The organism is Gracilibacillus oryzae, from assembly GCF_009498735.1.
Lineage (GTDB): Bacteria > Bacillota > Bacilli > Bacillales > Amphibacillaceae > Gracilibacillus > Gracilibacillus oryzae.
Window position 1 is genome coordinate 76,888 of sequence record NZ_ML762437.1, and the last position, 12,532, is coordinate 89,419.

12 protein-coding genes and 1 pseudogene are annotated in these 12,532 nt (G+C 35.9%); 11 read left to right on the forward strand and 2 right to left on the reverse strand.

Annotated elements, in window-relative coordinates; genetic code table 11:
* Nucleotides 1-193, forward strand: a pseudogene (locus F9U64_RS23105) (VOC family protein); the annotation flags it as partial.
* 206 nt (nt 194-399) lie between these two features.
* Here the strand turns inward: F9U64_RS23105 and F9U64_RS15660 are convergent.
* Nucleotides 400-1,248: an AraC family transcriptional regulator gene (locus F9U64_RS15660; protein WP_153405719.1), complete on the reverse strand. Its 849-nt coding sequence runs from the start codon at nt 1,246-1,248 to the stop codon at nt 400-402.
* A gap of 271 nt (nt 1,249-1,519) precedes the next feature.
* On the opposite strand from F9U64_RS15660, the gene F9U64_RS15665 reads away from it, so the two are divergent.
* The 7 genes from F9U64_RS15665 (at nt 1,520) to F9U64_RS23110 (ending at nt 9,112) form a co-directional block, all read left to right on the forward strand.
* Nucleotides 1,520-2,539 (forward strand): Gfo/Idh/MocA family protein, encoded by a 1,020-nt coding sequence (locus tag F9U64_RS15665; protein ID WP_153405722.1) that lies wholly within the window; start codon nt 1,520-1,522, stop codon nt 2,537-2,539.
* A 276-nt stretch (nt 2,540-2,815) separates the two neighbouring features.
* Nucleotides 2,816-3,316 carry an SRPBCC family protein gene (locus F9U64_RS15670; protein WP_153405725.1) on the forward strand — a complete coding sequence of 167 codons (501 nt, stop codon included), beginning with the start codon at nt 2,816-2,818 and terminating at the stop codon, nt 3,314-3,316.
* A gap of 187 nt (nt 3,317-3,503) precedes the next feature.
* Nucleotides 3,504-4,235: a class I SAM-dependent methyltransferase gene (locus F9U64_RS15675; protein WP_153405727.1), complete on the forward strand. Its 732-nt coding sequence runs from the start codon at nt 3,504-3,506 to the stop codon at nt 4,233-4,235.
* 310 nt (nt 4,236-4,545) lie between these two features.
* On the forward strand, nt 4,546-5,454 hold the full coding sequence (locus F9U64_RS15680) for a copper amine oxidase N-terminal domain-containing protein (RefSeq protein WP_153405730.1): 909 nt from the start codon (nt 4,546-4,548) through the stop codon (nt 5,452-5,454).
* A 334-nt stretch (nt 5,455-5,788) separates the two neighbouring features.
* Nucleotides 5,789-6,298, forward strand: coding sequence for a YfiT family bacillithiol transferase (locus F9U64_RS15685; protein ID WP_153405733.1), 510 nt, complete (start codon nt 5,789-5,791; stop codon nt 6,296-6,298).
* A 231-nt stretch (nt 6,299-6,529) separates the two neighbouring features.
* On the forward strand, nt 6,530-7,783 hold the full coding sequence (locus tag F9U64_RS15690; protein ID WP_153405736.1) for an aminopeptidase: 1,254 nt from the start codon (nt 6,530-6,532) through the stop codon (nt 7,781-7,783).
* Nucleotides 7,784-8,953: 1,170 nt separating this feature from the next.
* A complete protein-coding gene (locus F9U64_RS23110; RefSeq protein ID WP_228275752.1) occupies nt 8,954-9,112 on the forward strand; it encodes a hypothetical protein in 159 nt (52 codons plus the stop codon).
* 322 nt (nt 9,113-9,434) lie between these two features.
* Here F9U64_RS23110 and F9U64_RS15700 read toward each other — a convergent pair whose 3' ends face one another.
* Nucleotides 9,435-10,394 carry an aldolase catalytic domain-containing protein gene (locus F9U64_RS15700; RefSeq protein WP_153405739.1) on the reverse strand — a complete coding sequence of 320 codons (960 nt, stop codon included), beginning with the start codon at nt 10,392-10,394 and terminating at the stop codon, nt 9,435-9,437.
* A gap of 692 nt (nt 10,395-11,086) precedes the next feature.
* On the opposite strand from F9U64_RS15700, the gene F9U64_RS15705 reads away from it, so the two are divergent.
* The 3 genes from F9U64_RS15705 (at nt 11,087) to F9U64_RS15715 (ending at nt 12,190) form a co-directional block, all read left to right on the forward strand.
* The gene (locus F9U64_RS15705; protein WP_153405742.1) at nt 11,087-11,545 is read left to right on the forward strand and encodes a hypothetical protein; all 459 of its coding nucleotides are present in this window, start codon (nt 11,087-11,089) and stop codon (nt 11,543-11,545) included.
* Nucleotides 11,546-11,664: 119 nt separating this feature from the next.
* Nucleotides 11,665-11,862 (forward strand): DUF2281 domain-containing protein, encoded by a 198-nt coding sequence (locus tag F9U64_RS15710; protein ID WP_153405745.1) that lies wholly within the window; start codon nt 11,665-11,667, stop codon nt 11,860-11,862.
* On the forward strand, nt 11,852-12,190 hold the full coding sequence (locus F9U64_RS15715) for a type II toxin-antitoxin system PemK/MazF family toxin (protein ID WP_228275753.1): 339 nt from the start codon (nt 11,852-11,854) through the stop codon (nt 12,188-12,190). Before F9U64_RS15710 ends, F9U64_RS15715 begins: the two co-directional genes overlap by 11 nt.
* The last annotated feature ends 342 nt before the right edge of the window (nt 12,191-12,532 follow it).

Genomic DNA, 12,532 nt, shown 5'->3' on the forward strand with positions numbered 1-12,532 from the left:
CATCAGTATCATTGATGCTGATCCGGAAATGAACAAATCCATTTTCGAAAAGCTTTCAGAAGATGGTACAGTGATCATGCCATTATCCGCTGTGCCGTGGTCAGCGAGTTTTGGAATGTTAGTTGATAAGTTTGGTGTGATGTGGAAGTTTAATAGTGAGGCGAGTAAATTTCTGGATAGTTTTGTGGATTAAATTTGGAAAGTTTAACAATACCATGATGGAATACGGTGTGCGCACTTTTTCCAATATAGTCATAATCCTTGTTGTATGAAGGGTTATGGCTGTTTTTTTTGTGGTAAAGCGGAGGGAAGTCAAAATAATCATAGTTGCAGAAATATGGTTTATTAAAAGTGAATAAGAGTAGGGGTTCAGTATGCCTCCTATAAACACCAGAATTTTCAAGATCCTGATCGAATAGCAGAAGGGGATGCATTTTTAATTTTTTTAAAAACCCTTCCAAAATATGTAATGCTTCCAAAGCCAACCTTTTCAGCAATCTCAGTTACTGATAAGTTAGTATCTAATAACATTTTTTCAGCTTCATTAATTCTGAGAAGCTGAACATATTCAATTAATGTTTTGCCTGTCACTTTTTTAAATACTTTGCAGAAGTGATTTGGACTAAGATTAACCATTTTTGATGCCGTGTTGACACTAATTTCATCGTGGTAATGTTCTCGTAAATAATCCAAAAGGGATGTTAAGTTATATTTTTTTTGGTACTGATTAGTGTACTGTTGTTCAAAATAGCCATAATTCCTAAAAATTAATCCAAAAATACGGAACAACTCTGCTTTAATTAACAGCTCATATCCAGTTTTCTTTTGTTCAAATTCATAAACCAAATTTGTAATTGATGCAATGATTTGTGAAGTATGTTTTTCATCATTCCTAATAAAATTTGGTAATTTTAATTGCTGATTCAAAAAGGGGGAAAAATATAAGTTCTCTGTGTTATCTAAACCACTATTTCGAACGATGGCTTCATTAAATACAATGGCGATAATTTCTGTGTTCTCATCGACCATCCGTGCAGCATGAAGCTGTTTTGAATTCACAAATGCGATTTCACCTTTTTGTAAACAAACGAAAACATCATCAATTTGTATTTGCGCCTTCCCATTTTTAATAAAGACCCATTCCATGTGATCATGCCAGTGTAAAGGAATATCTTTCGTAAAGAAAATATTGATGGGGAAGGTCCTGTCAGGTATAAATGTCGCCTCTTTCAAATGTGAATTCGTCATTTCACTCCACCCCCATTTCCAACAATTTCTTATTTCTCTTAACTTATCAAGTATAAAAATATTAGTCAACCCTTTCAGGTGGGCAAAATCGTAGAATTGTACGAATATTTCGTAATATTGACCATAGAATTAAAATGATTTATTCCTTACCATAATGATAGAAAGGTGTTTCATAGATACTGGCCAAGTTCATGGATTAAATTATTTAAAAGCTTGCCGTGACGGAATTTTCGTGCCAAATCCAAAATAATGGAGAGAAGGAGAGATTTTGATGACTTTACATAAAATTGTTGTAGCTGGATGTGGCAGCATGTCCAATACCTGGCTTGATTATGCAGAGCAACGCGACAACGCAGAAATTGCAGGGTTAGTTGATGTATCTATAGATGCAGCAAAGGCTATGTCAGAACGGAGAAATTTACAGGTGCCATTATTTACAGATCTATCACAAGCACTTTCTGAAACGAATGCAAACCTTGTATTTGATGTCACGATACCTGCTGTACATAAACAAATTGTCACAACTGCGTTAAAAGCAGGCTGCAATGTTTTCGGGGAAAAACCAATGGCTGAATCCTTAGAAGATGCCAGGGAAGTTTTAAAAGTTGCTCAAGAAACTGGAAAAAAATATTCAGTTATGCAGAATCGCAGATATAATAAACAGATTCGTGCATTCCGAGACCTTTTAGCAAGCGAAGCAATTGGTACAATTGGTTCGATACATGCTGACTTTTTTCTTGGGCCGCATTTTGGAGGTTTCCGTGAGGAGATGGATAGCCCGCTTATCGTGGACATGGCAATTCATACATTTGATCAGGCGCGTTTCATATCAGGGGCTGACGCTGTATCAGTATACTGTCACGAGTTTAATCCCTCGGGATCATGGTATAAAGGAAACGCATCAGCCATTATCATATATGAAATGAATGATGGATCTGTATTCTCCTACCGTGGATCTTGGAGTGCAGAGGGGTTGAATACTTCATGGGAATCAGATTGGCGGGTAACTGGAAGTAAAGGAACTGCTCGCTGGGATGGATCAAATATACCAGTCTATGAATTTGTTGATAATAAACAACCCATTCAATTTGTGAGCAAAACAAAATCTGAAACCGCATCAATTATATGGGAAGGCCGAGAAGGCCATTGGGGTTGCCTGGATGAAATGTTTGCTTCCATTGAAGAAACCCGTTTGGCAGAAACCGACTGTACTGATAACATTAAAAGTATGGAGATGGTTTTTGGTGCGTTGGAAAGTGCAAAAACCGGAAAGAAAATAAAAATATTATGACCATTCTTTGCACAGTCCCATGATTATATTGAAAGTTACGAAGACGATTACGTTTCTTAAGTGATCGTCTTTTCTTCATATTTGACCATTGCTGAACAGCAAATAACTTCAAAATGAAAAGTAACTTCTGTTGTATTGGCTTTTGTTTTGTCAAAACTGTCCTGTATTGGGTATACTGATTTCTGAAATGACCCATTTTGTTTTATTAGGAACATTGTTATAAAATAAGAAAATGAAATAATAGAACAAAAAATATTCGATTAAAGGATGGTTCCCATGACAGAAACATCAATAGCAACTCTTATTATGAAGCGTACATTCGAAGTTCCGGCAGAAAAAGTGTTTGAAGCATGGACGAAAGCAGCAATGATTAAAAAATGGATGTTCACAATGGAACATACCAATAAAGTGGCAGAAAGTGATCCTCGTGTCGGTGGAACGTGGGAAATTGTGGATCATCGAGAAGGAAAGGATTATCGCGCTATTGGAGAGTACAAAGTTGTGGAGCCGCCAACGAAACTTGTTTTCACATTCAAAATGCCTCAATTTAGTGATCTGGAAGACGACATAACTGTGGAAATCCAACCGCTTAACTCGGGCTGTGAAATGACCTTCACACAAGAAATTAACGTGCCACATGAAGAAGGCTGGACAACGGAAGATATTGAAAAAGCACATGCTGATTGGAAGAAAGAGACTGAACAAGGCTGGTATTATATGTTTTTAGGTCTGAAGCAATTAGTGGAAACCGGCAAAATCAACTATCCATCTTCTTAAAGAACAGAGTGTTCCTTCTCATCGAACGGGCACTGGTGAAAATTGAAATGGTAAGGGCTGTATTATCATAAGTAGAATAAATATTTTATGAGGTGAAAGAAATGGTCAGAAGAAGATAGTCAGCCTCCTGAATGAGATGTTGTGTTAATTTTGGGAGGCTAACTAAATATTAGGAGTTGTATGCATTATGAAGCAAAACAAATATGATGATGTTAATTTCTTTACTTCATATAAATCCATGCCACGTTCGGTTAAAGGACTGGAAGGTGCAGGTGAATGGCACGTATTAAAGGAACTATTACCCGAACTCGAAAATAAAACGGTACTTGATTTGGGATGCGGTTTCGGCTGGCATTGCCGTTATGCCCGTGAACAGCAAGCAAGGTCTGTTATTGGTGTAGATATATCTGAGAGAATGCTTCAACAAGCTCGTGAAATGACCAATGATTCCTCGATTTCCTACATGAAAATGCCAATTGAAGACATTGATTTTCTGGACTCTCAGTTTGATGTAGTCATCAGTTCCTTGGCTTTTCATTATATTAGCTCTTTTGATACAATCTGTAAAAAGGTCTATGAGTATCTAAAGCCTGAAGGTTCTTTTGTATTTTCGGTCGAACATCCAATTTTCACTTCTCGCAATGAACAAGATTGGTTTTATGATGAGAAAGGGAACCGTCTGCATTGGGCGGTTGATAATTACCAAATGGAAGGATTACGTGAGACCTCATTCCTGACTGAAAATGTTATCAAATATCATCGCACATTATCAACTTATACCAATGACTTGATTGGTGCTGGTTTTAAGATAAGGAATGTCAAGGAGCCAACTCCCTCTGAGAACATGCTAAAAAGTATTCCTGAAATGAAAGATGAACTCCGAAGACCTATGTTCTTAATCATTTCAGCAGAAAAATAAATGGTTATTAGACGATCTTACAAGAAGTAGGAGATTCACCATGCATTTAGCCATAAACCTTGACATATAAAGGGTTATGGCTATTTTATTAGTTGAAATAATCAAGATAATCAGGAGGTTGAACCTGAGGCAGAAATGATTATACGTAAAGGGAATTTGATTTTTTAAACTAATTTCCAAGTTGAAGCACTGAAGCTATTCCGAAAAGGTACTAATCTCTCGAAGTAGCCAAAATTTCTATCAGCACTCTGTAACCTTTCCTTTCTGGAGTCGACTATTATTTTATAATAAGAAAAAGGAGATGTTTTATATGAAAATGGCAAAATACGCACCATTAGCAATAACGGCATTATTAGTAGGCAGTACAGCCGTTGCAGGCACAACACTTGCCGCAGCAGAGACCCCAATTGAACAGGAGGAAAATCAGCCGGTTTTTATTAAAACTACAGGTACGGTTGAAAGCGTAGAGGAGCGTGGTGATGTTAGCTATTATTCAGTAAGAGAAGGAGAAAATGTACATACACTTGCGATTACTGCTGATACACCTGTATATGATAATACAGGCAAAAAAGCAGAATTGAAAAAAGGTGACAAAGTGGTGGCTCACACGTACTCTAATAAACCTTCCATACTAATTTTCCCCCCACAATACAGTCCAGAGGCAGTTATTGTGAAGACAGAGGAAATGGGCACTGCAGCAGTGGGGTCATTTGATGAGAATTTACTCGATGAAAACCTTTCGTTAAAATTAAATATAAGTGAAGAGACGGAACTGTTAAGCGTATCTGGTAAAGAGGTAGAGAAAACGGATTTGGCGGAAAAGGACTTATTAGTGTTTTACACATTCACAACAAGGAGCATTCCGGCCCAAACAACACCGCAAAAAGTAATTGTCCTGGATCAAATGGAAACTGATGAAGAAGGTGATGGTGCAACAAATCCTGTCATCGATGACATTATCTCCAACGATTTCTGTGAAGTAGACGGAACAAAAATGGTACCGCTACGAAAGCTTGCTGAAAGCCTTGGTTATAGGGTCGAGGCAACAGAGACAGGGGCCATCCTATCCAAAGGCGTTCATTCGTACACACTTTCACAGGGCGAGAAGGCATATGGCTACAACAAGTCCCTTCGTTATTTTGATGAGGCACCAGCTCTGCTTGAGCCAGGAAAAACTTATGTCCCGCTTCAATTTATTGAAGAGTTGTTAAATAACTAGTTAGAAGTGCCAGGAAAGATATATAGGTAGAAAATGCTTCTGTTATAAAGCCATAATCTCTGTCATACAAAGGGTTATGGCTTTTTTTTTGCATTAGAGGGCAAGGATGAGAATTAATTATATTTAGGTAAGGTACCATATAAGCATTTATAAACCATTCAATTGTTAGTATATGGTGATTTATTCACACCTTATCTATTGGATATTTATGTTAAAATAAAATAATGAAAATTGTGCTAATGGAAGATGTATAGTGTGGATATAAGTTAAAGGAAGAGTTGAAGATTGTTGGTTAACTTTTTGAAATAAAGATTAAGGGAAAAGGGGATTGAAAATGGATGTAAGATACCCAATTGGGAAACTACAAGTTCCTGAAAATGTAACATTAGAAAATATTCAAGAATGGCTAAAGGAAATCGAAACTTACACGATTCGATTAAGAAAAACGGTCGACTCCCTAAGTGATGAGGAATTAAGCAGGACGTACCGTGAAGATAGCTGGTCAGTCCGTCAACTTGTTCATCACATTGCAGATTCTCAGTTGAACATGTATCAGCGTGTGAAGCTGGCTTTAACAGAAGAGAATCCAACTGTACCTGAATTCAATGAAGAAAAGTGGGCTATTCAACCGGATACAAAGCTTCCTGTAGAAAGTTCTATTAGAATGTTAGAAGGTATAAATGAGCGCATCGTCTCTTTAGGAAATAGTTTAACTGAAGAACAATTAGATCGAGCTTTTACTCACCAGATAAACGGTATAGTAACAGTTGCAGAAAAAGTAGCAAAATTATCCTGGCACGAAGAGCATCACTTAGCCCATATAAAAATTGCATTATCTAAATAATACAATTTATATTTAATGCTACTAATACTACTAATACTCCAAAAGTGAGCGTATCTACAAGAAGCAGATACGCTTTTTCACTATTGGAGCAGGAATGTGAATCTACGCAACAAAACCATTCATTTTAGGTGGCTTTGGGAAGGACTTCGTTTAAATTAATGAGGCAGTATGTTTAAGTAGGTCAGGCTTCTGTAGTAAAATGATACAAAAACATCACAGAGGAGATATGAAATGATGAAAGGAATATATGAATTTATAAGTGAAACACAGTTAAAAAAGTATGCAGAGCTTGCAGTAAGAGCTGGTGTAAATCTGCAAAAAAATCAATTATTGATTATTCATAGTGATATACAAAATGCTCCGTTTGCACGTCTAATCCAAACAGTTGCCTACGAGGAAGGAGCTTCCAACGTATTTATCGATTGGACAGATGCGCAGTCTGCCAAAGAATTTTACCTACATGCAGCAGAAAGTGTCATCGATCACTTTCCTGATTGGCAGGCTGCCCGCTTTAAGGAGTGGGAGGATGCAGGAGCTGCCTACGTACATATTATTTCAGAAAACTTAGATGCCTTTAATGAGGTTCCCACAGAAAGGATAAGTCGTTTCCAAAAAGCTTCCCGTACCAAATTGAGCGATCATCATGCGAAAATTAGATCCCACGAGGTACGCTGGTGTCTTCTGACTGTCCCGTACGCTGCATGGGCAACGAAAGTATTTCCCAATCTAAGTAAAGAAGAAGCTCTGGAATCATTATGGAAATTAATTTTAACAGGTTCTCGGGCAGATGGGGAAAATCCTGTTAAAGCTTGGGAGAATCACAATAGAGCCTTTGAGTCTCGGAAAAAGTTCCTGAACGAGAGCCAATTCGAATTCCTCCATTTTACAAATAGCCGTGGAACTGATTTATTCGTTGGTCTGCCTGAAAATCATCTCTATATAGGTGGGGGTGTGACAGATAAAAATGGAATACGTTTCTTTGCAAATATTCCTACAGAAGAAATATTCACTGCTCCCCATAAAAATAAGGTAAGTGGCAAATTGGTTGGTACGAAACCTCTTATCTATGAGGGAAGTGTCATCAATGATTTTTATCTGATTTTTAAAGATGGACGGATTACCGACTGTTATGCTGCAAAGGGACAAGAAGTGTTACAAAATATCATCGAAACAGACGAAGGTTCACATTATCTAGGTGAAATTGCTTTGGTCTCTAATAAATCTCCGCTTGCTCAGGCAGATACTCTTTTTTACAATACCTTATTTGATGAAAATACAGCCTGTCATATTGGAATCGGAAATGCATCACCTTCCAATATTCAAAATGGAAGTGGCCAATCTGAGGAAGAGTTGAAGGCAGCGGGTCTGAACACTTCACTATTGTTAGTCAATCTGACCTTTGGCAACGAAGATATGAAAGTAGTTGGAATTAAAGAAGGTGGAACGGAAGTATTGCTAATGAAGGATGGGGATTTTCAATTTTAGAGAAATACGGGGATGGTTCTCGAGAAATACGGGGACGGTTCTCGTGCTTCATTCAGAACTGTCCCCAGAGGAAATTTAGACAGTAAATGCAAGAGGTTGAATAAAGATAAATTGTTTATGGATTTCTCAAGGAATTGCCGTCGGAAACCAGACTTCCCACTGGATAGTCTGCATTAGGACCGATGGGGTAAACTTGACAGCTTTCAAATTGACAGCATTTTTATGATAATATTTAGATAAGCTTTTACATGAATGGGAACCGTATTTGTATCCATTCATACAGAAAAAGTAATAGCAAGAATTCAGTTGGGAATGAAACACTAGATCCGTCCCCATGGTGCATAGAAATTTAATATAGTTTTTTGTAACACTAGAAAGCAGCCAATTGTTCTTTCCATAAATTTTTTACAATATTTTTTATTTAAATGAATTAGTTTATTTTTCAATAATATTTGGTATAATAGATGTAATATCTTCATAAATTAAAAAGACTGAAAGATGCGGGTACATCTTCCAGTCCTACAATAGATTGCCTATTGAGTGGCAGTCACAAATAATTTGCTGTGCCACCTTTATTAAGTTAATTACTTAATAAAGGTGGTATTTACTTATTGCTGTCTTTTAGAATAATCACTACAAGACTAGCGAAGCTAATCATGAGTACTAAACTCTCAAAAACAGTCATAAGCGTCACCCCCTTTCATCCTCAAAGGAGGGAGTGACTACCACCCTATAAACTCTCTATTGCTATCTCCTAAATACAGGGCCGGTTCTCGTGCTTCATTCAGAACTGTCCCCAGAGGAAATTTAGACAGTATAAGCAAGAGGCTGAATAAAGATGGTTTTTTCAAGGAATTACCGACAGAAACAAGACTTCCCATGGGATAGTCTGTATCAGAAACCGATGGGGAAACTTGACAGCTTTCACCTTGACAGCCTTTTTATGATGATATTTTAGATAATCTTTTAAATGAATGGGAACCGTATTTGTATCCATTCATACAGAAAACAGCAATAGCAAGAAGGGAATGAAACGCTAGATCCGTCCCCATGGTGCATGGTGCACTCAACTAATGGGTAGCGATTGCGGAAAATTTGTAGGTACTTTAACAGAAAAGTAATGCTTGTTTACTAAATATCTATTATAATTATTGTTAGAGGTGAGATAACGTGGATAAACAAATTCTTGATTTACTTACAGAAATGAATAAAGAAATTAAAAGTATGAGAACAGATGTTAATGATCTGAAAACTGAAATGCATAATCGATTTGATACTATTGAAGCAAAACTTGAAGGTGTAGGCGGACAGTTTGAATTAACCAATTAATCAAGAATTATTGACGTCGATTTTATCGCTGATAAAGTAAATAAACTTGAGAGAGAACTTTACATGTTAAAGAATAAAAGTAATAACTAGGGGTGCTATATAGGCGCCCTTTTTTGTTAGTATAATATTTTTGTTGGCTTTAGTTGAACAATAAAATAACTTTGTTATTGTAAATAAGGTCATTTATCGTACAAAAAAAGAGTAGATAGTTGTATCAACTAAAGAACTTTGAGAGTAATGATCAGTGAGTATACCTGATCCAACATATCTGAAATAGAAGCAAAACAGGACAATAAGCTAGTTGCTCATTGTCCTGTTTTATTTATTCTTCTGTAGGCATTGTCTCTACTGATGTAAACTGATCATAAAAATTACGGTATTCATCCTTGTTTTCTGATTTTCTAAGTGCCATGGCTGTTCTTGGATGTTCGTTAAGCAAACCAGTAATCGTATAAGGAATTAGGTAACCCCATTCTACTTCTTCCCTAAGTGGGATAAACAATTTTTCTAATACATCTAAAACAGGAGCGATATCATATTGCGGATCATCCAGGTAGCCAAGTACTAATTCAGTTGGGCAATTACCAGCAGCACGTCCCATCCCATACACGGAGCTGTCTAAAAATTGAACGCCGTTTTCAGCAGCTAAGACGGTATTGGAAAATGCTAATTGTAGGTTATTGTGCGCATGGATTCCTAATTTTTTCTTAGGGGCATGCTCTTTGAATTTTTCCACCAAGTATTTAATGTCACGGTTATACAAGCTGCCAAAAGAATCGACTACATAAATAATATCAACGTTACTTTCATTCAATTTTTCCAAGGCTTCAATAAGATCAGGCTCTAACGCATTAGATACTGCCATGATATTCACGCTTGTTTCATACCCCATAGAATGAAATTTTTCTACTAACGCAAGTGCCTTATTGACATCCTTTAGATAACAAGCCACCCTAATTAAATCAATATGACTTTCTTCACAAGGTAAGATGTCATCTTCATCGACACGGCCAATATCTACAATTGCTGATAGCTTTGTAAAAGTTTTTTCTGGAATCGTCTCTTTTAATAATTTCTCATCACAGAATCTCCATGGTCCGACACCTTCACTTGGAAGGAGCTTCGGTGAGTTTTTATAGCCGATTTCCATATAATCCACGCCTGCTTTGCTTAAGGAAGCATAAAGCTCCCGCACAAATTCCACACTGAAATCCCAGTTATTCACTAATCCACCATCTCTTATTGTACAATCTAACATACTTGCTCCATTACTTTTTACCATCATTTATCCCTCCAAAGATTTAATTGACACACTTAGTGGAATCACCAAAAAAATAAAAAACATGTAGTGAAGAAGATGATCTACCTACATGTTTTCATGAGAAAATACTTTCCTATTTACGATAAATTTATCAGTAATAGCAAAGTTTTAGTTATAGTAATAATAAAAAAATGAAATGCTTTTGTGGCTGGACGTTGTTTTCATTGAAATCAATCCTTTAAAAATATTAAGAATACTATAGCAAAGTTACCATCAATATACAATAGTTTTATTAAAATTTAAAGGAAGCCTGTGCAAAGTAAATGGTTTTCAGGTGCCATGTAATTCTTTAAATTGATACTAAAATCAGAAATTGACAGATTTCTCGTGTGAGTTGATTTCTTAAATAATAGGGTGCAATAGTTAAACAATAGATCATCGAATCGATGGGTTTTATTTTTATGAAAAAAAGTTGGAATATTATGTTAATATATATTTATAACACTCTTGTGCTAACGAGGCAGTAATATTGAACAAACAATTTGGTTTGTAATGCCTAAAATGAATAGAATAATGAATGATATCAGAGGAGATTTGGTTATGGGGATATTCTTATTTTTCGGTGCAATTATTAGTGCGTTTTTATTATTTATAGTGACTGGAAAGCTTATATGAATTTTTATGGTAGTATTGACGAAAAAAGAGGGGGAATTGTGCATAAAAAGAAATATCTAATTATGTCACTTACACTAATATTTGTTTTGGGTTTCATTTTAGCTTCATGTAACGATATAGAACGCACACCTGAAGGTTATAAGTTACCAATAGCAAAATATGAGCAGTTAGATTCGGAACACTTTTCGGTACATATAGAATTTTATGAAGAAGATAATGGGAAAGAAGCTGGAGAAAAATATGCAACAATAGTCATTCATCACTTTTCGGAATCTCCTATTTCAATTCCAGATGATGCAATCATACCTTTTCAAATTAAAGGAACAGATCTGAAGGGTGAAGCACAACTGGACATTCTTACAACGATTAACGACCCAGAAATAAATTCAGAGGAGATACAACATCTTATAGAGAATGAAAAACCAATGACAGTTGTACTCGAAAACTATGGAGAAGTTAATTTGATTTACAGAACTCCCCGAGTACCGAGTCAATAACTAATTACTAAACTAACGGGAGCGTTTCATGTAGATCAATTTAACCCTCGAATATCGTTTAAGTGTACGTTTCGTGGTATAATAGAATAAACTCTATATACGGAAGAGGTGAACGCAATATGAATACAGCAAAAGAGCGTTTACTTAAAATTATTGAAGAGATACCTGAAAATGAAGTGGATAAAATTTTAGATTTTGCAGAGTTTCTTAAAATAAAGAGGGAAAAAAGTTTATCAGAGGACTTAACAAAAGCTAGTGAAAGTAGTCTGGATTTTTGGGATAATGACATTGATGATGAGGTTTGGAATGATGTATAAACAAGGTGATATCGTTCTGTTACCGGTTCCTTTCAGTGATTTAACAAATAGAAAACAACGGCCTGTTCTCGTAATTTCAAGTAACAGTTATAATGATGTGACTGACGATATTGTTGTTGTTGCTATTACTTCACAATTGCGAAATCTTGATTATTCTGTTGTTATTGAATCAAAAGATTTAAAAGAAGGAAAACTTAAAGTGGCATCAGCAATTAGAGCTGACAAAGTTTATACATTATCTAAAGATATTGTTAGAAAGAAATTTGGCCAAGTTAAAACGGAAGTTATGGAAAATGTTCGAAACAAGGTTATTGAGTTAATAAAATAAAGATTGAGGACTGGTATTATTGCAGTCCTCTTTTTAATTAATTACCCCCTATGTTAGGATAGTTGTCGTATGATACTTTAATGGTATAGTTTAAGTTACATTGTTGCTTTAGCAGAAGTGAAAAATGAACAATAATTTATTATTTTAAAGATCTCATGTCATGTTAAAGTGTTGCTCCCATTAAGGGGGTTTTTTCGCGCTGATAAAATATTGCAAACTATTTATATTAAATCAAATTGACATAATTAAAGGAGCATACTAAAAAGGAAATACGGGGACGGTTCCCGTGCTTCATTCAGAACTGTCCCCAGAGGAAATTTAGACAGTAAAAGCAGGAGGCTG